The organism is Pseudomonas sp. AC463, assembly GCF_979253585.1.
In genome coordinates this window covers 94,810-117,054 of the sequence record NZ_CEEDDZ010000007.1, presented here as the reverse complement: position 1 = coordinate 117,054, position 22,245 = coordinate 94,810, and the positions used below count along the sequence as shown (strand labels likewise).

The 22,245-nt window shown below is 57.1% G+C and carries 24 protein-coding genes; 17 read left to right on the top strand and 7 right to left on the bottom strand.

What is annotated here, in order from left to right; all coding sequences use genetic code 11:
• The first annotated feature begins 72 nt into the window (after positions 1-72).
• Positions 73-996, top strand: a complete 924-nt coding sequence (punR, locus tag AC0IYH_RS10850; protein WP_116629529.1) for a DNA-binding transcriptional activator PunR — start codon at positions 73-75, stop codon at positions 994-996.
• On the opposite strand, the gene AC0IYH_RS10845 is transcribed toward punR, so the two are convergent.
• A complete protein-coding gene (locus AC0IYH_RS10845; RefSeq protein ID WP_471834262.1) occupies positions 968-2,146 on the bottom strand; it encodes an acetylornithine/succinylornithine family transaminase in 1,179 nt (392 codons plus the stop codon). The two genes, punR and AC0IYH_RS10845, sit on opposite strands and share 29 nt — an antisense overlap.
• A gap of 103 nt (positions 2,147-2,249) precedes the next feature.
• Here AC0IYH_RS10845 and AC0IYH_RS10840 point away from each other — a divergent pair, with 103 nt between their 5' ends.
• Entirely contained in the window at positions 2,250-3,155 is a 906-nt protein-coding gene (locus AC0IYH_RS10840) for a LysR family transcriptional regulator (protein WP_471834260.1), read from the top strand.
• A 127-nt stretch (positions 3,156-3,282) separates the two neighbouring features.
• Here the strand turns inward: AC0IYH_RS10840 and fabV are convergent, their stop codons facing one another.
• The gene (gene fabV / locus AC0IYH_RS10835) at positions 3,283-4,476 is read right to left on the bottom strand and encodes an enoyl-ACP reductase FabV (protein ID WP_116629526.1); all 1,194 of its coding nucleotides are present in this window, start codon (positions 4,474-4,476) and stop codon (positions 3,283-3,285) included.
• 308 nt (positions 4,477-4,784) lie between these two features.
• Here fabV and AC0IYH_RS10830 point away from each other — a divergent pair, with 308 nt between their 5' ends.
• The gene (locus AC0IYH_RS10830; RefSeq protein WP_122773006.1) at positions 4,785-5,609 is read left to right on the top strand and encodes an aspartyl/asparaginyl beta-hydroxylase domain-containing protein; all 825 of its coding nucleotides are present in this window, start codon (positions 4,785-4,787) and stop codon (positions 5,607-5,609) included.
• Positions 5,610-5,756: 147 nt separating this feature from the next.
• Positions 5,757-7,130, top strand: coding sequence for a nucleotide 5'-monophosphate nucleosidase PpnN (gene ppnN, locus AC0IYH_RS10825; protein WP_116629524.1), 1,374 nt, complete (start codon positions 5,757-5,759; stop codon positions 7,128-7,130).
• Positions 7,131-7,134: 4 nt separating this feature from the next.
• Here ppnN and AC0IYH_RS10820 read toward each other — a convergent pair whose 3' ends face one another.
• Complete coding sequence (locus AC0IYH_RS10820) at positions 7,135-7,527, bottom strand: RidA family protein (RefSeq protein WP_116629523.1); 393 nt, start codon at positions 7,525-7,527, stop codon at positions 7,135-7,137.
• Between the two features lie 155 nt (positions 7,528-7,682).
• Between AC0IYH_RS10820 and AC0IYH_RS10815 the strand changes: the two genes are divergently transcribed.
• The 3 genes from AC0IYH_RS10815 (at position 7,683) to AC0IYH_RS10805 (ending at position 8,779) form a co-directional block, all read left to right on the top strand.
• Positions 7,683-7,940 (top strand): AbrB/MazE/SpoVT family DNA-binding domain-containing protein, encoded by a 258-nt coding sequence (locus tag AC0IYH_RS10815; protein WP_116629522.1) that lies wholly within the window; start codon positions 7,683-7,685, stop codon positions 7,938-7,940.
• Positions 7,937-8,332, top strand: coding sequence for a type II toxin-antitoxin system VapC family toxin (locus tag AC0IYH_RS10810; RefSeq protein WP_116629521.1), 396 nt, complete (start codon positions 7,937-7,939; stop codon positions 8,330-8,332). The genes AC0IYH_RS10815 and AC0IYH_RS10810 overlap by 4 nt, the downstream gene beginning before the upstream one ends.
• A gap of 72 nt (positions 8,333-8,404) precedes the next feature.
• Entirely contained in the window at positions 8,405-8,779 is a 375-nt protein-coding gene (locus AC0IYH_RS10805) for a hypothetical protein (RefSeq protein ID WP_116629688.1), read from the top strand.
• 7 nt (positions 8,780-8,786) lie between these two features.
• Here AC0IYH_RS10805 and AC0IYH_RS10800 read toward each other — a convergent pair whose 3' ends face one another.
• On the bottom strand, positions 8,787-9,116 hold the full coding sequence (locus AC0IYH_RS10800) for a YXWGXW repeat-containing protein (protein WP_065874885.1): 330 nt from the start codon (positions 9,114-9,116) through the stop codon (positions 8,787-8,789).
• A 130-nt stretch (positions 9,117-9,246) separates the two neighbouring features.
• Positions 9,247-10,146 (bottom strand): DMT family transporter, encoded by a 900-nt coding sequence (locus AC0IYH_RS10795; RefSeq protein ID WP_471834256.1) that lies wholly within the window; start codon positions 10,144-10,146, stop codon positions 9,247-9,249.
• A 98-nt stretch (positions 10,147-10,244) separates the two neighbouring features.
• Here AC0IYH_RS10795 and AC0IYH_RS10790 point away from each other — a divergent pair, with 98 nt between their 5' ends.
• The gene (locus tag AC0IYH_RS10790) at positions 10,245-11,093 is read left to right on the top strand and encodes a LysR substrate-binding domain-containing protein (RefSeq protein ID WP_471834254.1); all 849 of its coding nucleotides are present in this window, start codon (positions 10,245-10,247) and stop codon (positions 11,091-11,093) included.
• A gap of 99 nt (positions 11,094-11,192) precedes the next feature.
• On the opposite strand, the gene mqo is transcribed toward AC0IYH_RS10790, so the two are convergent.
• Positions 11,193-12,839 (bottom strand): malate dehydrogenase (quinone), encoded by a 1,647-nt coding sequence (gene mqo, locus AC0IYH_RS10785; RefSeq protein WP_471834253.1) that lies wholly within the window; start codon positions 12,837-12,839, stop codon positions 11,193-11,195.
• A 493-nt stretch (positions 12,840-13,332) separates the two neighbouring features.
• Here mqo and AC0IYH_RS10780 point away from each other — a divergent pair, with 493 nt between their 5' ends.
• From AC0IYH_RS10780 to AC0IYH_RS10770, 3 genes are all read left to right on the top strand, one after another.
• On the top strand, positions 13,333-14,520 hold the full coding sequence (locus tag AC0IYH_RS10780) for an MFS transporter (RefSeq protein WP_116629517.1): 1,188 nt from the start codon (positions 13,333-13,335) through the stop codon (positions 14,518-14,520).
• Positions 14,521-14,719: 199 nt separating this feature from the next.
• Positions 14,720-15,385 (top strand): Wzz/FepE/Etk N-terminal domain-containing protein, encoded by a 666-nt coding sequence (locus AC0IYH_RS10775; protein ID WP_471834251.1) that lies wholly within the window; start codon positions 14,720-14,722, stop codon positions 15,383-15,385.
• 435 nt (positions 15,386-15,820) lie between these two features.
• Positions 15,821-16,585 carry a lipopolysaccharide kinase InaA family protein gene (locus AC0IYH_RS10770; protein ID WP_241092287.1) on the top strand — a complete coding sequence of 255 codons (765 nt, stop codon included), beginning with the start codon at positions 15,821-15,823 and terminating at the stop codon, positions 16,583-16,585.
• A gap of 59 nt (positions 16,586-16,644) precedes the next feature.
• Here the strand turns inward: AC0IYH_RS10770 and AC0IYH_RS10765 are convergent, their stop codons facing one another.
• Positions 16,645-16,857, bottom strand: a complete 213-nt coding sequence (locus AC0IYH_RS10765; RefSeq protein WP_116629514.1) for a hypothetical protein — start codon at positions 16,855-16,857, stop codon at positions 16,645-16,647.
• Between the two features lie 447 nt (positions 16,858-17,304).
• Between AC0IYH_RS10765 and AC0IYH_RS10760 the strand changes: the two genes are divergently transcribed.
• From AC0IYH_RS10760 to AC0IYH_RS10735, 6 genes are all read left to right on the top strand, one after another.
• Positions 17,305-17,652: a metalloregulator ArsR/SmtB family transcription factor gene (locus AC0IYH_RS10760; protein WP_471834422.1), complete on the top strand. Its 348-nt coding sequence runs from the start codon at positions 17,305-17,307 to the stop codon at positions 17,650-17,652.
• Between the two features lie 75 nt (positions 17,653-17,727).
• The gene (locus tag AC0IYH_RS10755; RefSeq protein ID WP_471834249.1) at positions 17,728-18,198 is read left to right on the top strand and encodes an arsenate reductase ArsC; all 471 of its coding nucleotides are present in this window, start codon (positions 17,728-17,730) and stop codon (positions 18,196-18,198) included.
• 12 nt (positions 18,199-18,210) lie between these two features.
• Positions 18,211-18,912: an arsenical resistance protein ArsH gene (gene arsH, locus AC0IYH_RS10750; RefSeq protein WP_471834247.1), complete on the top strand. Its 702-nt coding sequence runs from the start codon at positions 18,211-18,213 to the stop codon at positions 18,910-18,912.
• A gap of 8 nt (positions 18,913-18,920) precedes the next feature.
• Entirely contained in the window at positions 18,921-19,466 is a 546-nt protein-coding gene (locus AC0IYH_RS10745) for an arsinothricin resistance N-acetyltransferase ArsN1 family B (RefSeq protein ID WP_460139766.1), read from the top strand.
• A gap of 475 nt (positions 19,467-19,941) precedes the next feature.
• Positions 19,942-20,520 (top strand): hypothetical protein, encoded by a 579-nt coding sequence (locus AC0IYH_RS10740; RefSeq protein ID WP_471834245.1) that lies wholly within the window; start codon positions 19,942-19,944, stop codon positions 20,518-20,520.
• A gap of 256 nt (positions 20,521-20,776) precedes the next feature.
• Positions 20,777-21,676 (top strand): hypothetical protein, encoded by a 900-nt coding sequence (locus tag AC0IYH_RS10735; RefSeq protein ID WP_471834243.1) that lies wholly within the window; start codon positions 20,777-20,779, stop codon positions 21,674-21,676.
• Positions 21,677-22,245: the final 569 nt, after the last annotated feature.

Sequence of the window (22,245 nt, the reverse complement as noted above, 5' to 3'; positions counted from 1 at the left end):
ATGAAGCTGACAGATTTACTGTGAAGCGATAATAATTGGACGCTCTTATCAATAATTTTGAAGGCAGCTGTCATGTGGTCTGAATACTCCCTGGATGTAGTCGATGCGGTGGCGCGCCATGGCAGCTTCAGCGCCGCCGCCCAGGAATTGCACCGCGTGCCGTCGGCCATCAGCTACACGGTGCGTCAGATTGAAGAGTGGTTGGCAGTGCCGCTGTTTATAAGGCGCCACCGCGACGTGGAGCTGACCCCCGCCGGCCGTCTCTTTATAGACGAAGCCCGCGGCGTGATGAAAAAAATGCTCGGCACCCGGCGCTTGTGCCAGCAGGTGGCCAATGGCTGGAGCGGCCAGTTGAAGGTGGCCGTGGATTCCATCGTCAAGCCCCAGCGCTGCCGGCAGTTGGTACTGGATTTCTATCGGCAGTTTCCCGAGGTGGAATTGCTGCTGGAGTACGAGGTGTACAACGGCGTGTGGGACGCGCTGGCGGATGAGCGCACCGACATTGTGATCGGCGCCACCAGCGCGGTGCCGGTGGCCAGCCATTTCACTTTTCGCGACATGGGTTTGCTGAACTGGCTGTGCGTAGTCAGCGCGCGTCACCCGTTGGCGAGCGTGGAAGGTTTGCTCAGTGACGACCAACTGCGCCCTTTCGCCTCGCTGTGCATGACCGACACTTCACGCAACCTGCCCAAGCGCGACACCTGGACCCTGGATAACCAGCGCCGCCTGGTAGTGCCCAACTGGGCCTCGGCCATCGACTGCCTGCGCGACGGCCTGTGCGTCGGCATGGCGCCGGCGCATCAGGTGTTGCCGTGGATCGAGCGCGGTGAGCTGGTGGCGTTGCAACTGACCCGGCCCTTCCCCGCCAGCCCGTCGTGCGTGGCCTGGGCACAGAACAAGCTGTCCCCGGCCATGGCGTGGTTGCTGGAATACCTGGGCGACAAGGAGACGCTGAACCAGGAATGGCTCAATGGCCCTGACCCAATAACCGGCTGATGGCGCGCACGATCATCTCCACCTCCTTGGCATCCAGGGTCAACGGCGGCAGCAGGCGAATGACTTTGCCGCGCGTCACATTGATCAGCAGCCCATGCTCCTGGGCGGAGCGTTGGGCCAGGTCGCGATAGGGGCTGGCCAGCTCGATACCGACCATCAGGCCTTGGCCGCGAATCGCCAGGACCCGCGGATGGTCAGCCAACTCGATCCGCAACCTCGCCAGCAGGCGCTCACCTTGCTGCGCGGCGTTCTGCAGCAGGCCTTGTTCTTCGATGATGTCCAGCACGGTGCAGCCAACCCGGCAGGCCAGCGGGTTGCCGCCAAAGGTACTGCCGTGGCTGCCGGGGGTGAACAGCTGGGCCACACCGGACCGGGCCAGGCAGGCGCCGATGGGCACGCCGTTGCCGAGGCCTTTGGCCAGAGTCATCACGTCGGGCACAACGCCTTCATGCTGGCAGGCAAACCAGCGGCCGGTGCGGCCGATGCCGGTCTGGATTTCGTCGAGCATCAGCAGCCAGCCGTGGCGTGTGCAGTGGTCGCGCAGGGCCTGCAAATAGCCAGGCGGCGCGGGGAGCACGCCACTTTCGCCCTGGATGGGTTCCAGCAGCACCGCCGCGATGCGCGCGCCATATGCTTGGGTAAGCGCCTCGATCGCCGCCAGGTCACCAAACCTGACCTTGAGAAAATCCCCCGGCAGGCGCTGAAAGCCGAGGCGCACCGATGGTCCATCGCTGGCGGCCATGGTGCCCAGGGTGCGGCCGTGAAAGGCATTTTCCATCACCACCACCAAGGGCTCCTCAATGCCTTTTTTCCAACCGTGCAGCCGTGCCAGTTTCAGTGCCGTCTCGTTGGCTTCGGCGCCGGAGTTGTTGAAGAAGGCGCGGTCCAGGCCCGACAGCTGCGTCAGGCGCTCGGCCAGGCGCTGTTGCCAGTCGATGCTGTAGAGGTTGGAGGTGTGCAACAGCAAGCCGGCCTGTTCGCTGATGGCGGCCACCAGTTTCGGATGGGAGTGCCCGACATTGGTCACCGCCACGCCCGCCACCGCGTCCAGGTATTCGCGGCCCTGCTGGTCCCACAGGCGCGTGCCCAGGCCACGGGTAAAACTCAGGGCCATGGGTTGGTAGGTGGTCATCAGGCAGGCGGCGGTCATGGTGGCGGGCTCCAGTGCATCGTTGTGATGCCGTCAGTATCGTTAGCCACCCAAGCTGGATAAACTGCGCATTCCTGCAATGACTTTAAACCAGGACTTGATAATGGATCTGTTCCAGGCGATGTCGGTGTACGTGAAGGTGGTGGAGACCGGCAGCATGACCGCCGCCGCCCAGGAATGCGGGATGTCGACCACTATGGTCGGCAACCACCTGCGTGCCCTCGAACAGCGCCTGGGCGTCAGCCTGCTCAAGCGCACCACGCGCAAACAAAGCCTTACGGAATTCGGCGGCGAGTACTACCAGCGTTGCCTTGAGGTGCTCGGGCTGGTGGCTGACTCCGAGTTGCTGGCGGAGCAGATCCACAGCGAAACCCCCAAAGGCAGCCTGCGCATCACCGCGCCACCCGTGTTCGGCACCGAACGCCTGGTGCCGGCGTTGAGCGAATTTTCCCAGCGCTACCCGCAGATCGACCTGTACGTGGTGCTCAGCAATGAGCGGATGGACTTGATCGACAGCGGCTTCGACGTGGCGATCCGTCTCGGCGAACTGGAAACCTCCAGCCTGATCGCCCGGCCACTGCAGGCCTACACCCTGACCCTCTGCGCGTCACCCGCGTACCTGGCGCGACGCGGCACGCCTTCAACGCCGGATGACTTGCGCCACCACGACTGCCTGGCGTTTGCCTATCCGGCGAACGACAACTGGCGCGACAGCGGCAAACTGTGGCGCATGAGCGACGAGGACGGCGAGGTAGAGGTTCCGGTCGGCGGTTCATTGACCATCAACAGCTCGCAGGGCTTGCGCCAGGCGGCCGTCAACGGCATGGGCATCATCATGCTGGCCGATGCCCTGGTGCAGCCGGACCTGGAGAGAGGCAAGCTGGTGGCCTTGCTGACCACCTATCAACTGCCGAGCCGCCCCATGCACTTGCTCTACCGCCAGGACCGCTATCGGCTGCCCAAGCTGCGGGCGTTTGTGGATTTTGCGATGGAGAAGTGGGCACGCTGATCAAGGCGCACACAAAAAAATGTGGGAGGGGGCTTGCCCCCGATAGCGGAGTGTCAGTCAGCCTATGTATGACTGACACACTGCCATCGGGGGCAAGCCCCCTCCCACATTGTTTAACCGACGTGTCTTAAGCCTGGATCAGGCCATTGATCTTCACAGTCGGGTTCACGTCAGCGTCGTAGTCCACGCCATCGACTTCAAAGCCGAACAAGCGCAGGAACTCCGCCTTGTAACCGGCAAAGTCGCTGATCTCGTTGACGTTGTCGTCGGTCACCTGGTTCCACAGCGCCGCGACGGCGTCCTGAACCTTAGGCTCCAGCTCGGCCAGGTCGGCGCGCAGGCGGCCGTCGGCGTCGAGCTTCGGCTGGCTGCCGTACAGGCTGTCCTTGAACAAGCCGTAGACCTGCTCGATGCAACCTTCGTGGGTGCCCTGCTCTTTCATCACTTTGAACAGCAGCGACAGGTACAGCGGCATGATCGGGATCGCCGAGCTGGCCTGGGTGACCACGGCCTTGAGCACCGACACACGGGCGTCGCCCTTCAGCGCAGCGAGGTTGTCGCGCAGGGTCAGGACTTTCTTGTCGAGGTCTTTCTTGGCTTCGCCGATGGAGCCGTTCCAGTAGATATCCTGGGTCAGCTTCTCGCCCAGGTAGGTGAACGCGGTGGTCTTGGCGCCTTCGGCCAGTACATCGGCGTCACGCAGGGCGTCGATCCACAGCTGCCAGTCTTCGCCGCCCATCACTTTGACGGTGCCGTCGATTTCTTCCTGGGTCGCAGGCTCCAGGGTGGTGTCGACCACGACGCCCTTGTCGGTGTTGATCCCGCGCAGGGTCACGGCCTTGCCGATCGGCTTGAGGGTGGAGGTGTGCACCACGCCTTGCGGGTCGGTACGGCGTGGCGCGGCCAGGCTGTAGACCACCAGGTCGATCTTGCCCAGGTCTTTCTTGATGGTTTCGATGGTCAGGCGCTTGATCTCGTCGGAGAACGCGTCGCCGTTGATGCTCTTGGCGTACAGGCCTTTTTCGACGGCAAACTTCTCGAACGCGGCGCTGTTGTACCAGCCGGCGGAGCTCAGCTTGCCTTCTTCGCCTTCTTTCTCAAAAAACACGCCCAGGGTGTCGGCGCCGCAGCCAAACGCAGCACTGATGCGCGCGGCCAGGCCGTAGCCGGTGGAAGCGCCGAGAACCAGCACCTTTTTCGGGCCGCCTTCGATGACGCCGTGTTGAGTCACGTAGTCGATCTGCTCTTTGACGTTCGCTTCACAGCCAACAGGGTGAGCGGTCACACAGATAAAGCCACGAACCCGCGGTTTGATGATCATAAAATTTCTGCCTCTTCCAAGGTGCCGAAGGCCAATGGTGGCCATTCAACTTAATCGTACCGGTCTATGACGCCTGAAAAACCGAAGCGTCACGATAGTCGCAAATGTTCTGTTTACAAAATCCAATCCCGCACAGCGTTCACAAGGTTCACATCTGCGTAACGCCTTCACAATTTCGCACTATTTAAAACGCCAATCCGCCGCTGAACGCCTTATCATGACGCAGTTGTTTCAATATGTTTCAAAACCCCCACCACTCGCAGCCAGGGATCCGGACCTGTCGAATGGCGTCCTGCTGGAGCTGTGTCATGAACAAGCCTGCTTTGCGTAAAAAAGCGATCTCGGTCGCCTGGGTATTCGGCGTACTTTTGATTATCGATGTATTCCCTGAAACCACGCTGGTGTTTCTCGGCCTGGTGCTGGTGTGCGGTATCTACGATTTCCTGCGCAACGGTTTGTATGACGCGCCCACGATCAAGAAATACTTCGTCGGCAGCGGCCGCAATACCTGGCTGCTGGCACCGTTCAACACGCTGTTTGACCTGTTGAGCTCGCGTAACCGCCATGTTTATACAATGCGCGACCTGCCACCCGCCTGGCGTGAAGACCTGCAAAAGGTGATCAACGATGCCATGGCCCACAAGGATGAAATCATCGGCTACCTCGATGAGCGCATGGCCGAGAAAAAACGCGGCATGTTGTTTTTCCAATGGTACGGGCGGCCGATCGAAACCACTCTGGACATCCCGCAACTGCGCGAAAAGCTGCCGTTCGTGAAGACCATCGGCGTATCGGTGTTCAACGAAAACCGCTCCACCTCGTTTCACTTCGGCCCGCTGCGCATGATGTTCCGCGTGCTCTACAACATGGCCCCGGCGCCCCATCACGACGGCGTCTACATCCAGGTGGGCAAGCACAAGCATTACTGGCACGACGACCCGCTGTTTATCTTCGATGACACGCTGATGCATGCGTCCTTCAACAAAAACGATGCAAAGCGTTACTGCCTGTTTATCGACATTGTGCGCCCCACCCCGCTGCCGTCGGTGCTCAACGCCGTGATCGCTGGGTTTGCCGGCATGGTCTTTACCCTGCGTCGGGTTTTCTACAAAAACTGGAAGCTGATTCAGTAAGTTCTGCGGCATGATGGTGGTGGACGGTATTTGCGCTCGGCCTGGCGCCTGAGGTAAATATCGTCGCGTGCGACCGTAATCGGCGCCCACCCTTCTCAAGCCATCGCGCCTCACGGGCTGCGGTGGCTGCGTTTTCAAGGAATCAGAATGCCCCAACGCCAAGTCATCAATGCCTCCGTCAGCCCCAAGGGCAGCCTCGAAACCCTCTCCCAACGCGAAGTCCAGCAACTGAGCGAAGCCGGCACCGGCAGCATCTATACCCTGTTCCGCCAGTGCGCCCTGGCCATCCTCAACACCGGCGCGCATATCGACAACGCCAAGACCATACTCGACGCCTACAAAGACTTTGAAGTACGTATCCACCAGCAGGATCGCGGCGTACGCCTGGAGTTGCTGAATGCACCGGCCGACGCCTTCGTCGACGGCGAAATGATCGCCAGCACCCGCGAGATGCTGTTCAGCGCCCTGCGCGATATTGTCTACACCGAGAACGAACTCGACAGCCAGCGCATCGACCTGAGCAACTCCCAGGGCATCACCGACTACGTGTTCCACCTGCTGCGCAACGCCCGTACGCTGCGCCCGGGCGTCGAGCCGAAAATCGTGGTGTGCTGGGGCGGCCATTCGATCAATACCGAAGAATACAAATACACCAAGAAAGTCGGCCACGAGCTGGGCCTGCGCAGCCTCGACGTGTGCACCGGTTGCGGCCCTGGCGTAATGAAAGGTCCGATGAAAGGCGCGACCATTTCCCACGCAAAACAGCGCATCACTGGCGGCCGCTACCTCGGCCTGACCGAGCCGGGCATCATCGCTGCCGAAGCGCCGAACCCGATCGTCAACGAGCTGGTGATCCTGCCGGACATCGAGAAACGCCTGGAAGCCTTCGTGCGCGTGGGCCACGGCATCATCATCTTCCCGGGCGGCGCCGGCACGGCCGAAGAATTCCTGTACCTGCTGGGCATCCTGATGCACCCGGACAACCGCGACCTGCCGTTCCCGGTCATCCTCACCGGGCCGAAACACGCCGCGCCGTACCTGCAACAACTGCACGCGTTCGTCGGTGCCACCCTGGGCGAGGCAGCCCAGGCGCACTATCAGATCATCATCGACGACCCGGCCGAAGTGGCGCGCCAGATGACCGCTGGCCTCAAGGCGGTGAAGCAGTTCCGCCGCGAGCGCAACGACGCGTTCCACTTCAACTGGCTGCTGAAGATCGACGAGGGTTTCCAGCGCCCGTTCGACCCGACCCACGAAAACATGGCCAGCCTGCAACTGAGCCATGCGCTGGCGCCCCATGAACTGGCGGCCAACCTGCGTCGCGCGTTCTCGGGGATTGTGGCCGGCAACGTCAAGGACAAGGGCATCCGCCTGATCGAACAGAACGGCCCGTACGAAATCCACGGCGATCCGGCCATCATGAAGCCGCTGGACGAGTTGCTGCAGGCATTCGTCGCCCAGCACCGCATGAAGCTGCCGGGCGGCGCAGCGTATGTGCCGTGTTACCGCGTGGTGCAGTAAGCCGTCAGCGCTGGATTGCCACGCATTTGATTTCCACCAGCAAACCGGGGTGCGCCAGTTCAGACACCCCAATGGTGGTCCAGGCGCAATGCCCGCGTGGGAACAGGCGGTTTTTCACCTCTCGGAAAACCGCCATGTGCTGGCTCATATTCACGTGGTAGGTGGTCATGTCCACCACGTCGTCGAAGGTACAGCCGCCCTCTTCCAGAACCTGCCGCAGGTTGTCCCAGGCGGCGACGAATTGCGCCTCGGGGTCCTCGATCACCGCCAGTGCTGGCGTACGCCCCACCTGCCCCGCGCAGTACAGCGTCTTGGCGACTTTGACGGCAGGCACGTAACCCGCGCGCTCGACGATGGGCTGCATGGCAGCGGGGATGATGAGCTGGCGATCGGTCATATGCTGTATCTCTTTACAGGGGCTTGAGGGCGTGCGGACGGGACGAAGCGGGCTATCTTTTTACCTGTTCCGATCAAACCACACCAGAAGAGCGACCTATGGACCAACGGATCTTGTCCTCCATAATTCCTTACCCTAATGTAAGGAATATCACGATGGAGATTTTCGATATGGCAACCGCCACACTGACCTCAAAAGGACAAATCACTATCCCGATCCAAGTCAGGACCGCCCTGGGCCTGGAAACCGGTGACCGGGTTGAGTTTGTCGAAATGGAAGACGGCAAATTTTCCATAATCGCCGCGAGCAAAACCGTTCACGACCTCAAGGGCCTGATTCAAAAGCCAGCCAGGGCTGTGTCTCTGGAGGACATGAACCGCGCCATCGCCGCACAGGGAGCGAAAGCTGGATGATCGGCCTGGATACCAACGTGCTGGTGCGCTATGTCACCCAGGACGACCCGGTTCAATCGCCCAAGGCATCCGAGTTGATCGAATCCCTCACCGCGTTTTCACCCGGTTTTGTCAGCCTGGTGTCGGTGGTGGAGCTGGTCTGGGTGTTACAGAGCTGCTACCAGTCGGCCAAAAGTGATGTAGTCACCGTTCTGGAAACCCTCCTGCGCACCCGTGAATTGACCATCGAGCACGCCGAAGTCATCTGGCAGGCGTTGCGACGATTCTCCACCAACAAGGCTGATTTCGCCGACTGCCTGATCGAGCGCTGCGCCCACGCTGCCGGGTGCGAGTACACCGCCACCTTCGACCTCGCTGCGGCGAAGGCAGCCGGCATGAAACGGCTGGCATGAGTCGCAGCGTTGCGGCAACCGGCAGGCTTTGGTAAAAACCGCATCTACCCCTTGATCGAGAGAACGACCCACGTGCGCATGCTTCTTCTCGCAGCCTTGGTCATCGCGCCAACGTTCGCCCAGGCCAACACCATCACCTGGCCCGACCTGCCGCAAAGCTGCTTTGTGAGCGGCCGCTCCGCTACCAGCCTGGATGTCGACAGCGGTTGTGCGGCGTTCCTGATCAATGTGAAAGGCCAGGCCGCCGGTACACCCATCAAGCTGGATATTCCCCAGTACGCGTTGCACATCGACGAAGCCACCGGCAAAGAGACGCCGGTGATCATCATCCAGGCCGAAGAGAACGGCGAAATCAAGGCCGTGGGTTACCGGGAACTGGGCACTGACCAACTCGGTGCCGCACTGTTACGTGAGGTTCGGCTGCTGGGCACACAAAAGCCGGGCTAGCCAGGGCTCAGCGAACCCAGCCACCGCCCTGCCAGTGGTAACCATCGTTGCGTTGCACCCAGTGCGGATGCACATAGCGATAGCCCTCGCGCACCGGCTCCCAATGGCCGTGCACTGCGACGTAACGCCCGCCGTCCCAACGCCAGTAACCGCGTGACCAGACATAGCCGTAGCGCACCGGCGGCTCGACTTCGATCACCTGCACGGGCGGCGGTTGCGGCGCGACGACTTCGACATACTCGCGTTGCACCGGCCTGCGCTCATGCACGACACGCTCTTGCACACACCCGGACGCGGCGACGACCACGGCCGCCAATGCTGCATAACGTAGCAACATACAAACCCCTCGGGCGCTGACGCCCAACACCTGCAAACCGTAAAAAATCCCCCTTGTTACCGCCATGCTCCTGCTTGGCCTGGGTAAGTTTTAACAGGTGATGTCTGTCAGCTTGCTGAACCCTCGGGCCTCAAGAAGCACACACGACGGTCGGTCGCTGCCGGCGTACCACTAGCAACCCCGCGACCACCACGGCAACCCCGGCATAGGTGGACGGCTGAATCGCGTCGCCAAACATCAGTGCTGCCCAGGCCAGGGTAACCGGCGGCTCCAGGTAGACCAGTGCGGCGACGCGGGTTGCGGTCATTACCCGTAGCAACATCCACAGGCTCAGGTAGGCGATAAAGGTCGAGAACACCGTCAGCCAGACAATCGAGATCAGCACGTCAGGGTCACTGGGAATACTCAGGGTATCGGTATAGAGCACGGCCCCGGTAAACCCGATCAGGGTCAGCACCGACTGGATAAACAGCGGCAACACCAGGCCGGCGTTCTGGTGTTGTACGGTGCGGCGTTCATACAAGGTGGCCAGCGTGAGCCCCAAGGCCGCAGCCAACGGCAACAGGTACATGACCAAACCGACGTCTTGGCCCGCGCTGCCGTATTGCCCGGCAATCACGATCGACACCCCGGCAAAGCTGATCGTCAGCCCCAGCCACTGCCAGCCGCCACTGCGCTCGGCCACGCTTGCCGTGGATAACGCCGCCGTCATCAAGGGCTGCAGTGCCGCGATGATCGCCGCGATGCCGGGCGGCAAACCGTTCTGGATCGCGACATAGAGGCAGCTCAGGTACAGGAACTGCGAGAGAACGCCGATCACGGCGTAATGGCGAATCAGTGTCCATGAAAGCTTGCGCAACCTGACATTCAAAAATAGCCCCAGGCACACCGAGACCAAAAGGAACCGCCAGAACAGCAAGTTGAACGCCCCGCCACCTTGCGTGCCGAGTTTGGCGCCGATATAGCCGGAGCTCCACGACAGGACGAATGCGGCTTGCAACAGCAGCAGCCCCAGGGATGATCGCTTCATGCAGCCTCCAGCCGTTCTATGTTGACGGTCAGGCTAAGGGCCGCGCATGATTCTGTATATTTGAATAACCTGCACAACCAGTCCTAAAAAGTGGAACCATGGCTAAACAACTGAATATCGAGCTGTTGCGAACCTTCCACGCCGTGGCGCGCTTTCGACGGTTCAATGAGGCCGCCGAACATGTGCACCGCAGTGCGTCCACCGTGACCACGCAAATCCAGAAGCTGGAAGACCAAGTCGGTCAGCGCCTGTTCAGCCGCAGCAACCAGGGCGTGGAATTGACGCTGTATGGCAACAAGTTGCTCGGAGAAACCACCGAATTCCTCAAAAGCCACGACCGCTTGCTGATCTCCCTGATGCCCCAGCGCATGCAGGGCAAGATCCGCCTGGGGGTACCGGACACCTATGCCCCCGACTTTATGCAGGAATTTCTGCCACGCTTGATCGCCGACAACCCGCTGCTGGAGCTGGAAGTCGAAGCACGCACCAGCGGTGAACTGCTGAATTTGTTTATGGCAAACCGGCTGGACCTGGCTATCACGGTTACTGCGCACCCCTTGGCACAGGGCGAACGCTTGGGGCCTGTTCAGCCACTGTGGGTTGCGGCCGAGCACTTCAGTTGCGCGGCCAATGGCGCGCTGCCCATCACTGTGCCGGTCGCGGGCTGCCCGTATCGCGCGGCGGCGCTGCAAACTCTGAAAGACCACGGAATTTATCACCGGGTGTTACTCGAAAGCCCTAACTCTACCGCCGTCGAGGCCTGTATCCGCAGCGGTGTGGCGGTGGGGCTGATGGAGGCAAGCCGCATGGGCGAAGGGCTGACACAAGTAATCGCTGGCTTCGCGCTACCGCCGCTGCCGATTCACCATCTGTACCTGCTGTGCGATACCAGCAATGCGCTGGCCTTGCACCTGTATGAGCAAGTCAAATACGGGTTCCACATCTGAGCTGCCGCCCGTCCCGCGAAGCCATCGTCGCGCCTGAATAACCGCCACAAAAAAGCCCGCTGACCGTTACCGGTTCAGCGGGCTTTTTATCGGTGTTGCTTACAGCGCCAGATCAGACGCCGGCTTGCTCGGCTCAGCCGCAGGCTTGGCAGCCTCGGTAGCGGTTGGAGCAACGCCCTGCGGGATCACAGGCGGTGTCGGCAGTTGCAGGATGTTGGCGGTGTAGGCCCATTCCTTGGCAACCGCTTCCGGGCTGTCGTTCAGCTTGGTGCCGTAGCTCGGCACGATCTGGTGCAGCTTGGCCTGCCACTCAGGGGTCGCAACCTTGTCCTTGAACACTTTCTGCAGCACGGTCAGCATGATCGGAGCCGCGGTGGACGCGCCTGGCGATGCACCCAACAGGCCTGCGATGGTGTTGTCGGCGGAGCTGACCACTTCGGTACCGAGTTTCAGGACGCCGCCCTGCTCTTCGTCACGCTTGATGATCTGCACGCGCTGACCGGCTTGCCACAGGCGCCAGTCTTCTTTCTTGGCGTTCGGGAAGTACTCTTGCAGCGCCTTGAAGCGGTCGTCATCGGACAGCATCAGTTGGCCGGCGAGGTACTCGACCAGTGGGTATTCACGAATACCGACTTTGGTCATTGGCCAGATGTTGTGGGTGGTGGTGCTGGTCAGCAGGTCCAGGTACGAGCCTTCTTTCAGGAACTTGGTCGAGAAGGTCGCGAACGGGCCAAACAGGATTACGCGCTTGCCATCCAGCACGCGGGTGTCCAGGTGCGGAACCGACATCGGCGGCGCGCCAACCGACGCTTTACCGTAGGCCTTGGCCAGGTGCTGCTCGGCAACCGATGGGTTATCGGTGACCAGGAACGAACCACCTACCGGGAAGCCAGCGTATTCCTTGGCTTCAGGAATGCCCGACTTTTGCAGCAGGTGCAGTGCACCGCCGCCGGCGCCGATGAACACGAACTTGGCGTCGGTTTCAGTCTTGGTGCCGTCTTTCAGGTTTTTGTAGCTGACACGCCACGAACCGTCGGCGTTCTTGGTGATGTCCTGCACTTCGCTCGACAGTTTCAGGTCGAACTTCGGCGTGGTCTGCAGGTGGGCGACGAACTGGCGGGTGATCTCGCCGAAGTTCATGTCGGTACCCAGCGGGCTCCAGGTGGCCGCGATTTTCTGGTTCGGGTCACGCCCTTCCATCATCAGCGGAACCCATTTGGCGATCTGCGCCGGGTCTTCGGAGTACTGCATGCCGGCGAACAGCGGACTGGCTTTCAGCGCTTCGTAGCGTTTTTTCAGGAACTTGATGTTGTCATCGCCCCACACGAAGCTCATGTGCGGAGTGGTGTTGATGAACGAACGTGGGTTCTTCAGCACGCCCTGCTGGACTTGCCAGGACCAGAACTGACGGGAGATCTGGAACGCTTCGTTGATTTCGACCGCTTTCGGGATCTCAACGGTGCCGTCCTTGTTTTCCGGGGTGTAGTTCAACTCAGCCAGGGCCGAGTGACCGGTACCGGCGTTGTTCCAGCCGTTGGAGCTTTCTTCGGCCACGCCATCAAGGCGCTCGACCATTTCCATGGACCAGTCCGGCTGCAGCTCGTTAAGCCATACACCCAGGGTTGCACTCATGATGCCGCCGCCGATCAGCAGCACATCGACTTTCTTTGCCTCTTCCGCGTGAACGGACGTAATCCCCAGCGACAAAGCCAGCCCCAGCAGGGCAGTGTTTACTTTTTTAAACATCAGTAGCACCTATGATAAAACGCCATCCGCCCTACCGCCCCTGATCATGGGCAACCGTCAATCACGCTGCGCCAGGCAACGCATCGCGGGGTTTGCACATTCACGTGAGAGCCGCAGGGTGGGCACACAAGGTCGATGTATCGACCTCACTTTTATGTCCCTTCTGCGCTGACTTCTTATCATTATTGGCTTCAGCTACCTGGGCGACAGCCAATCGCCGGGACGTATACGGGTGTACGTACCAGAGAAAGACTAGACCAAGACGGCGCGCAGAATATCACGCCAAACGGCTGATATGCGCTGTTTGGCCAATTGACAGCTCTAAAACGCGGGTTTTAACGCGGCTGCCAGGGCTAAGTGTCAAGCCTGGCAGGCGCGACGTGAGGTCACAGGCCTGCGACGCTCGCATAAAGGGCTGTCCTAGACACCTTCGCCGCTGCTTGCGTAGGATCGGCGACTCTTGTTCGTACGATCCATCCCAACAGAGCGACACATGACTATCCAGCAAACACCCGGGCATGTGCTGCCCGCGCGCAGTGCCGCCAAAATGGAAGCGGCCATGGCCGTGGGCGCCTTCGCGATCGGCACCGGCGAATTCGCCATCATGGGCCTGATGCCCGATATCGCCCACAACCTGAACCTCAGCGAGCCCCAGGTGGGCCACGCCATCAGCGCCTATGCACTGGGCGTAATGGTCGGTGCGCCACTGTTGGCAATCCTCGGCGCCAAGCTGCTGCGCAAGCACATGCTGCTGCTCTTGATGGGCCTGTATGCCCTGGGCAACCTGGCCACGGCGTTCACGCCGACCTTCGGCTCGCTGGTGGCCTTCCGCTTTATCAGCGGCCTGCCCCATGGCGCCTACTTCGGCATCGCCGCCGTGGTGGCCTCGAGCATGGTGCCCACCGACAAACGCGCCGGGGCCGTCGCGCGGGTGATGATGGGGCTGACCCTGGCCATGTTGCTGGGCAACCCGATTGCCACCTTCCTCGGGCAATACCTGGGCTGGCGCTCGGCGTTCGCGCTGGTCAGCGTGATCGCGCTGTGCACCATCGCGCTGGTTTGGCAATTCGTGCCGGATCGCCGCGACGAACCGCGCAGCGACCCACGCAAGGAACTGCGCGCGTTCACCAAGCCCCAGGTGTGGATGGCCCTGGCCATTGGCGCCATCGGCTTTGCCGGGATGTTTTGCGTATTCAGCTACCTGGCTCCAACCATGCTGGAAGTCACCAAGGTGTCGCCCCAGTGGATTCCGTTTGGGCTGGCCGCGTTTGGCGTGGGCGGGATTATCGGCAACATCGCCGGCGGCAAACTGTTCGATCGCCTGCAGTTTCGTGCGGTGGGCTTGATACTGGTGTGGTCGATGGCGGTGCTGGTGTTCTTCCCGTTTGCTGCGGGGTCACTGTGGGGCGTGCTGCTGGGCATCGGCCTGGTCGGCACCATGGTGTCGCTGGCCGCACCGCTGCAGATCCGCCTGATGGACATCGCCCACGAGGCGCCGAGCCTGGCGGCAGCCTCCAACCATGCAGCGTTCAACCTGGCTAACGCGTTGGGCCCCTGGTTTGGCGGGATGGCGATTACGGCGGGGCTGGGCTGGACGAGCACGGGATACATTGGAGCGGTTACGGCACTGGTTGGGCTCGGGGTTTACTTGATAGCGCGTCGGATGCAGGGCGGGCATTAAATGATGGGGGCAAACACACTTGCCCCTGTGTTATAGAGCTCCATGAACGATTGTCGCCTTAGAGTGCTCAAACACCTGCGGCTGGATAATTCCAGCCCCGACTAACAGGAACCATTCTCACCTAAGGCGCTTAGGAATAACAACTGCTGTATTGCGGCTTTTTCTCTACAATCCGGGAACGCAAAGAAAGGAATTTTTCGTGAGCACTACAACCAAGCCAACACCCCGCCCCATTGATGACGAAATAGATTTGGTTCCGCTACTGCAAGCCTTGTGGTCAAGCAAGATCACCGTAGTAGCCACAACCTTGGCCGGCGCTGCTATTTCTTTCGTGCTCGGTATTACGTCGGCGGAACAGTGGAACGCCAGCACTTACATTACCAAGTCTTCGCTTTACAGCTTATATGGCGGCGTGAAAGAACAATACGCGAGCACCTCGGCGAGCCCGCCACCGCTGGATACCAAACTCTATAGTTCGATACAGAACGATATGTTTTACACCGCTATGGGTGTGATGACGGCGAACGCCGTTACCTTGAAAGAGACTACGCCCAAGTCCAACAATAACGGACCAGTTATCTATATCGCATCGACGACAGCCACGACCGAGGACAGGGCGAGAACTCTGCTGACATCAGCCTTGGACAGCGCCAACACCGACGCCATCAAACTTAACTTGCCCGCCTTGGCCGCAGGCAATAACGTCAGAGCGTTTAATACCCTGGACGAAGTAAAAGTCACCAACAGCAAAAACCCGAAGAAATTTTTACTATTGGGCGCGTTTCTCGGACTTATCTTAGGCAGTTTATTCGTGATCGGTAAGTTTTTGACACAGCAATACAAAAAAAATAACCACGCCTTATAGAAGCGCATCCGCCAACAGATAAATAATACAGACCAATGATGCAGCAATAAAAACGATAAACAATTTCGCAAAAAATGTTGTTTTCATTAATAGCACTTAAAATTGAAATAATGGCCTAGAGCCATTATTGCACCGCGCACGTCTTTTTCCACAACATTTTTTTGCTGCCAACTGCGCGGAAATGGGTTGCCGCGCGAAAAAATACGATCACTGAAAACATGACTTATCAATACAGGAAACCCCTTAGCTCGAGCGAGATGACAATAATTTCATTTTCGTTCAGGAAAGGTTCAGGTTGGATCCAATAGCTCGAGCATGTAACATGCCTGTAATATTTTTCCGACATGACAAGGACGTGTTTTGAGCTTTCCTGACAGCAGCGTGCTCCAAAGCTTTCCTTCTACACTGAGCCATCGCAATGCCACGGTTTTCACCATGCGCAGCGCGAGCGACAGTGCCCAGCAGGCGATTCAGGACCTGATCGACACGCGTCATCAGATAAAAGACCGTATCAGCGCCCCGCTGAAAGGGATGGAGAACAACCTGTTCGCCAAATCCCAACCGCTTGACAGCCTCCGGCCAAAATTGAGAGTCACCTTCGGGCGCGCAAAACGCGACGGCACATTCGATTGGCCGGTCGAAGAAGTCATCAACACCCTCGGCGCCCAGAAACGCGGCGCCCCGGTCGCCGGCCTTTACGGCTTCGGCTACAGAAAGTCGGCTCTTGGCCTGATCCAGGAATTCTTCATCTTTACCGAGATGCTCGACGGCTACGTCAGTGGCCTGGATTGGCTCGAGCAGGCGCGCGACGTACAAAGCCTGATCAACGTTTCGTTCAGGCTGCTGCGCTCCCTGCACAGCAAGGGCGTCGTCCACATGGACTTCTGGGCCAACAATGTGATGATCGACCCGCGCCAGCCCAACACCGCCAAGGCCATCGACCTGGAAAACTGCTTCCTCACCGAATCGGACTACCTGACTGAAGTGCTGGCATTTCAGTTCGGGTTCTACTATCGGCGCGAGATCTTCCGGTTCGTCATCGAAAAAGAATACGACCAGATGGTGCTCGAAGAGCTGGCCAAATATGAAGGCATTGATCGCGAGCGTTTCGACGCGATGTACGCAGCCAGCAAGCATGAAAACATCAGCCGCCGCGCACGGCGTGAGATTTTCCACAAAGGCACCGTGGTTACGGGATAACTCCCCCCGTGGCGAGGGAGCTTTCTCCCGCTGAGCTGCGCAGCGACCCCATTGCTAAATCAATCGTCGTGCAACAACCCCGAACTGTACTGACTAAAGCTGCTACCCAGCGCACTGCCACCAAAATTCACCTTAGTGGCGTTGTTGTTGGCGCCATGGCCATCAAACGCCTGGCACCCCTCAGAGAAACACGTGCTGCTGCTTATGCCGGAGCAGGCGCTCAGTAGTAACGTGCCGGTGATCATCACGACTTTGATGAGATTCGAGATCATGTTTTCAGTCCCAGTAGGCAGGAGGCGCGCTGATACGCTCTTGACAGTGATCGTATGCCTGCGCGATGCAGGGAATTATGAAATCTTGCGGCGCGACAGGTTTGGTTCAGGTTAGCGCCTTGCGACAAGGCAGTGGAACACCTCCCCGACACCCTGGATACATCCCTGATAAACTACGCCACTCGCCTCGCTGACTCAGATTTCCAATGCCCCTACAAACCGCTCCCCTCTCCCGCCGCTTCTCCGTCGCACCGATGATGGATTGGAGCTACTAATCCAAAAGCACCGGTAATATTGGCCTTGTAGAGCCACTCATAAACCCACGTACCACTTTCGTACCAACACCATCCCCAAAGGTTGACCAAAAGCGGGCGTTCGTCCGTGGGTACTTGTCCCACATATGCTTATATGCGTATATTCGATTATCCACATATAAAAGTATTCGGCATGATAACCCCTCCAGAAGTATTCAAAAGCCTGGCAGATCAAACCCGTGCCCGCGCCACATTACTGATCGCCTCCCATGGAGAGCTTTGCGTCTGCGAACTGATGTGTGCTCTCGACGATAGCCAATCGAAGATCAGCCGCCACCTCGCACATTTACGCGGTAGTGGCTTGTTGCAGGATCGTCGCCAGGGGCTATGGATTTACTACCGTCTAAATCCGGACCTTCCCGCCTGGGTGTACGAGATATTGCAAGTGACATTACGGGCTAACGTTCATTGGCTGCAGGAGGACGCTTCCCGCCTACAGAATATGGATGGACGCCCTTTCCGCGATATTGCCTGCTGCTAATCCCAATCGATAACACCCTCGAACTGGCGCTGTGCCTAAGTCTTTGGTATCCGCGAAGAGCGGAAGGAGCAATAAATGCGAGTCCTGTTCATGTGCACGGCCAACAGCTGCCGTAGCATTCTTTCAGAAGCCATGTTTAACCACCTAGCGCCGGAAGGATTCAAAGCGGTGAGCTCCGGAAGCTTTCCCAAAGGGCAGGTACTGCCACGCAGTTTGACTACCTTGAAACAGTCGGGCATCTCCATCGAAGGCTTGCACAGCAAGGGCAATGAAGCATTCGAAGATAACCCTCCGAATATCGTCATCACTGTATGCGACAAAGCGGCGGGTGAATCTTGCCCGTTGTACTTCGGCCCGGCCTTGAAATCTCATTGGGGCCTAGAAGATCCGTCCGATACCGTGGGTGACGAATCAACGGTTGATGCCGCGTTCAGCGTCACGCTTGCTCGAATCGAACAACGCTGCAAAGCGTTCCTAGCCCTTCCCTTCAACAGCCTCAGCCGCGATGAACTCAAACGTGAGCTGGATCGAATCGGCACAATCTGAGAAGGAGTACTTATGTCAGAGCAACTACCCAACCTGGACCTTTCTCTGTTCGACGCTCCGCAGATGACGCCTCGCCCGAACGATCAAAAGCCTCGGATCCTGTTGCTATATGGATCGACTCGTGAGCGCTCCTTCAGCCGTCTGCTGGTAGAAGAGGCCGCGCGCTTACTTGAGTACTTCGGTGCGGAAACCCGAGTCTTCAATCCTACCGGGCTCCCACTGCCCGACGACGCTCCGGTGGATCACCCTAAGGTGCAGGAACTGCGCGATCTGATGTTGTGGTCGGAAGGTCAGGTTTGGTGTTCACCGGAAAGACATGGCGCGATGTCAGCCGTGTTCAAGGCGCAAATCGACTGGGTACCTCTTGAGCTCGGCGCTGTTCGCCCTACCCAAGGGAAGACACTGGCAGTGATGCAGGTCTGCGGCGGTTCACAGTCCTTCAACGTGGTCAATCAGTTGCGTGTATTGGGTCGCTGGATGCGCATGTTCACAATTCCCAATCAATCCTCTGTACCGAAAGCCTATATGGAATTCGACGAGGCTGGTCGAATGAGGCCTTCTGCGTTCTACGATCGGGTGGTCGACGTGATGGAGGAGCTCATAAAATTCACGCTACTTCTGCGTGACAGTCAGGCCTTCCTGGTAGATCGGTATTCAGAACGCAAGGAAAGCGCCGAACAACTCATGGCACGCGTGAACCAACGCTCAATCTAAGGTCATATATGTCTTTCGAAATAAGGGTGGCACAGCTTGACGACGCTTTGACCATCCAATCTATCTACGCTCCGATAGTAACCAGCACCGCAATTTCTTTCGAAGAGGTGCCACCGACCGTCGAAGAGATACAACAGCGTATCGCAGTGACACTGCAGACCTATCCTTACCTGGTTGCGGTTCGAGAAGGCATAGTGGTCGGCTACGCCTATGCCAGCCAACATCGAGCTCGCGCGGCGTACCGCTGGGCAGTAGATGTCACCGTCTACATTGCCGAGAGCGAACGTCGCAAAGGTGTGGGCCGCAGCCTTTATGAAGTGTTGCTGCCCACCCTAGCTCGACAGGGCTTTCGTTCTGCCTATGCAGGTATTTCCCAGCCTAATTCGGGTAGCGTAGGAATGCATGAGCGACTTGGTTTCCGTCACATCGGTACCTACCCGAAGGTCGGTTACAAGCTCGGTCAATGGACCGATGTGGGCTACTGGCACCTTGAGCTAGGAGCGAGCAATTGCCCGCCGAGTGAGATCCGTCCGTTTCGGGAACTTGCGTATTGAGCGTGCGGATGGGGGGGATTGAAACCATTCACGCTCAAATTCAACAGGTTTATCGGTTATGGATTGGACTGATTTTTTGTAAACCCCTTAGATTTCATGGCCCATACAGTAGCGTAAAACTCTCCGTACCACTTTTGCACCATCGATAGGTGATCCTCGCGTGGCATCTGCTTCCATTCCCCCACTCGTAGTGGCATCGTGCCTATAACAGATAGCTGTGAGTTCGCGGCGTTGGCAACTGACAGCTAACAAGCATTGAAACAGGTATCGGACGGAAACCCGTAGGGGGCGTATGCAAACACCACCAAATCCACTCTACTTAGATTGGCAGTTTTGGTCCGCACTCATTGCGGGCTTAGCCATTGTCTTATCGCAACTTCCCCCCATACACTTATTACTGCGACCCAGGCGACTTGAGGTTGAGGTTCATAGTAGAATCCATATAACTCACAAAGTAGGAAACCCTAACATTGGAATGTTCGTAAGCGTCAGAAATACTGGCGGACGTGAACTAAGAGTTCGCTCACTACAAATCTTAGTTTCAAGAGACGGTGTCGCAATTGGCACGTTTCCAGCACAAAATTACTACGAAACCCCTTCATCCAAAACCTCTGTCCTCTTCATTCCATTCTCACTAAGGCCTGGTGAAAGTTGGGCTCATGGAACTAATTTTTTAACTTGGTTCGATCGTAACACCGAAAAATTTTTTAGAGAGGGCCAAGCGTCTCTAACCAAAGACATCCGAAATAAAATCAAAGCTCGCCCAAAAGACGACGACCAAGATGTGATCGCAGACCCCGAGCTAATAAGACCTTTTACGGAACTTTTTAACCGTTTATTTATTTGGACACCTGGTGAGTACGTAGTAACTCTTGAACTGCAAGCCGAGCCACAATCGGCATCATTCAGCAAAAGATATAGATTTACACTATATGAATCCGACTCAACAGAGCTCAAATCCCAGATAGAAGACTACAAGTTCGGAGCCGGGATTTCTTATGAGGTGGATCATCACGTACCAATACTAGTACCGATTACTTCACATGACGCATGAGGTCGATAAGGATGGCGAGCGAATACTCACTGAGGGACGTGCTGGAAAGGTTGTACGAAAATCAACTGACGTTAGAGGCTGCAGGAATGAAGCTAACCTTCGGACAGAACATCAAGGCGCATCCGCGCCTGGAGAAAATGTTCGGGGATTCTTCACACGATTGGGGAAAATGCAGGCCATATTAAATAAGGCCTAGCCCAAATGAAAAACTTGATTCCCCGTGAACCCTTGTAACTAACAAAGCAAGTGAGGATCTATGCGCTACGCTGTAGGTGCGTTTTCAGGCTTCGTAATAACGCTATTCGCAACATTGATTTATTTTGCCTTCGGAGACGGTACTGTCTCTCCAGTAACCAAAAGCCATTACGAAATTTTTAAAGATTATGTAAGCCCTATGGTCGCCGGTTTTGCTGGCGCAACTGCGGGTGCTCTATGTGCTTATGCACTTTCAATTATACAGAGGACACGACAAGATCTAGAGCAATCAGCAGAAGTTTTTGTTTCTTCAGTATATGCAATTGCTGCAATGATTGAAAATGTATCTAATACCATTGAAAACGTAGTAAGACCACATGAAAATCAACAAGCTAGGTTTTTATTAATACCACACATTGGATACACACTCCGCTCTTACGAACTAGAAATTGACAAGCGAGTATTTGGTTTATTTGTTCGACTGAGAGCTGTTGAAGGCAATCAAAAATTATTTTTGGCTGAAGGCCAGTATAAAAATCTTATACACCAGATAAGTGCTAGGCGCGATTTAATGAATGAGTACTGGAACTTTAGAAATAGCTTACCCATCAAAGACAAGCTCATAACACTTTCAGAACTTACAGACGCAGTAGGTGCTACACGAATCTTAAATATGTACGCCGCTTCTGAAAATTTCATAGAGTCTTTGATAAGCACACGCACGGCCTTAATTGATCTAGCAAATTATCTTGTATCCCTTGGCCGAAAGCACTTTACCGGCAAGGGAGTGAGTGTTTTTTTTCCAATACTTAGAGAAAGTCTACCTGGACTGAGTCCTCCCTTTATTAAATCAATCGAAGACCTTAAATCTATTATTGGATCGAGTCAACTTTATCCCACGCGAATTTCAGCACCAGATTGGTCTGTACCGGGAAGATTGACTGGCAGTTCTTTTTATTAACACAGTTGAGTAGTGTTAGCTCTGTATGCGCATGCGCTGCCAGCCTGAAGTCGTATCCCCGCAAATCTAATCAAATAAACAGTGAGACCGGGCAGTCGGGACCTGTGCAGCCTGGAGGGTGATTCCAAGCGCCACAAAGCTCTTGGAAGGTTAGAGGCGGCGATGAGCATAAAGACATGCACCACAGAATCGCAACGAGCTACGCACGCTCTCCGTTTGCACTTCCAGCCTAATAAGTCAGGTTGAGCCTAACTCTCCTCCCAATTTCGGTATTACTGATATGCGCATCTTAGCGGCGACAACCAAGTGCGTGAGAGTCTCTGCATATGCTGGTTATGAGCGAATAAAGAAGCGCGTGCAGGCTCCGCGTGTACAGCGATCGCTTTTTTGAGTTGGGCGTCGGAAAAAGGTAATGTGGGTAAGGAGGTACGCCAAACCCTCTACAGCCCTTAATTTTAAAGGGATTGAGACAAAATCGGAAAAGTAATATCCAAGTAATATATAGGTTATTAAATTACTATTCTTAAAGGTAATATCAATCACAGGCTAACTCCTTGCAAATCAATTAG